The 1,858-nt window shown below is 67.0% G+C and carries 2 protein-coding genes; one reads left to right on the forward strand and one right to left on the reverse strand.

Annotated elements, in window-relative coordinates:
- Positions 1–10: 10 nt before the first annotated feature.
- The gene (locus VF662_RS14755) at positions 11–118 is read left to right on the forward strand and encodes a helix-turn-helix domain-containing protein (RefSeq protein ID WP_464142616.1); all 108 of its coding nucleotides are present in this window, start codon (positions 11–13) and stop codon (positions 116–118) included.
- Positions 119–135: 17 nt separating this feature from the next.
- On the opposite strand, the gene typA is transcribed toward VF662_RS14755, so the two are convergent.
- A partial coding sequence (gene typA / locus VF662_RS14760; RefSeq protein ID WP_464142614.1) for a translational GTPase TypA occupies positions 136–1,858 on the reverse strand: 1,723 nt, incomplete at its 5' end.

The raw sequence follows: 1,858 nt of genomic DNA on the forward strand, positions 1-1,858 counted from the left end.
GGTGAAGGGCGTGCGCTTCTCGACGCTGGCGGCGATCTGCCGCTACCTCGAATGCGAGCCCGGCGACATATTGGGCTATGAGCGATCGGACGCGGACCTGGGCGGCGAAGAGGACTAGTCTCTTCTCCCCGCCGATCAGGCCGCTTCCGACTTCCGGCTTTCCCGCTTGCGCTCATGCGGATCGAGGAAGCGCTTGCGGATCCGCACGACCTTCGGCGTCACTTCGACCAGCTCGTCGTCCTGTATGTAGGCGATCGCCTGTTCCAGCGTCATTCGCTTGGGCGGGGTCAGGCGGATGGCGTCGTCCTTGCCGCCGGAGGCGCGGAAGTTGGTGAGCTGCTTGGATTTGAGGGGGTTGACCTCGAGATCCTGCGGCTTGGCATTCTCGCCGATCACCATGCCCTCGTAGAGCTTGTCGCCGGGGGCGATGAAGAGGATGCCGCGCTCTTCCAGCGCGTTCAGCGCATAAGCGACCGCCTCGCCCTGCTCCATCGAGATGAGGACGCCGTTCTGCCTGCCCTGGATCGGACCCTTGTAGGGGCCGTATTTCTCGAACAGCCGGTTCATGATGCCGGTGCCGCGCGTGTCGGACAGGAACTCGCCGTGATAGCCGATGAGGCCACGGCTGGGCGCGGAGAAGGTGAGGCGCGTCTTGCCGCCGCCCGAGGGGCGCATGTCGGTCATCTCGGCCTTCCGCATCGCCATCTTCTCGACGACGGTGCCGGAATGCTCGTCGTCCACGTCGACGACGACCGTCTCATAGGGCTCCTCGCGGCCGTTGGGGCCGTCGCGGAAGAGGACGCGCGGGCGGCTGATCGAGAGCTCGAAGCCCTCGCGGCGCATCGTCTCGATGAGGACGCCGAGCTGCAATTCGCCGCGTCCCGCAACCTCGAAGCTGTCATTGTCGTGGGCGGTGGTGACGCGGATGGCGACGTTGGTCTCCGCCTCGCGCTCAAGCCGGTCGCGGATCACGCGGCTCTGCACCTTGTCGCCGTCGCGGCCGGCATAGGGGCTGTCGTTGACCGCGAAGCTCATCGCAAGCGTCGGCGGGTCGATCGGGCGGGAGGCGACCGGCTCGGTCACGCCCGGAGCGGCGATGGTGTTGGAGACGGTCGCCTTGGTGAGGCCGGCGATGGCGATGATGTCGCCCGCCTGCGCGGTCTCGACGGGAACCCGGTCGAGGCCGCGGAAGGCGAACACCTTGGTGGCGCGGCCCGCTTCGACGGGCTTGCCGTCGACGTCGATCGCGCTGATCGGCATGTTGACCTCGAGCCGGCCGCTCTCGACCCGGCCGGTGAGGATGCGGCCGAGAAAGGGATCGCGATCGAGCAGGGTGGCGAGCATCTTGAACTCGCCGTCGGGATCGAGGCCCGGAGCGGGCACATGATCGACGATTTTCTGGAAGAGCGGCGTCAGATCGCCCGAGCGCACGTCGTCGGTCTCGCCCGCATAGCCGGCGCGGCCGGACGCGTAGAGGACTGGGAAATCGAGCTGCTCGTCGTTGGCGTCGAGGCTGAGGAACAGCTCGAAGCATTCGTCCAGCACTTCGGCCGGGCGCGCATCGGGGCGGTCGATCTTGTTGACGACGACGATCGGCCGGAGACCGAGCGCAAGCGCCTTGCCGGTGACGAACTTGGTCTGCGGCATCGGGCCTTCGGCGGCATCGACGAGCAGGATCACGCCGTCGACCATCGACAGGATCCGCTCCACCTCGGCACCGAAATCGGCGTGGCCGGGCGTATCGACGATGCTGATATGGTGGGTCTCGCCGCCGCCCGGAGGCGACCATTCGACGCTGGTGCACTTGGCCAGGATGGTGATGCCGCGCTCTTTCTCGAGGTCGTTCGAATCCATCGCC

Origin of the sequence: Allosphingosinicella sp. (assembly GCF_036387215.1) — a bacterium.
Taxonomy (GTDB): domain Bacteria; phylum Pseudomonadota; class Alphaproteobacteria; order Sphingomonadales; family Sphingomonadaceae; genus Allosphingosinicella.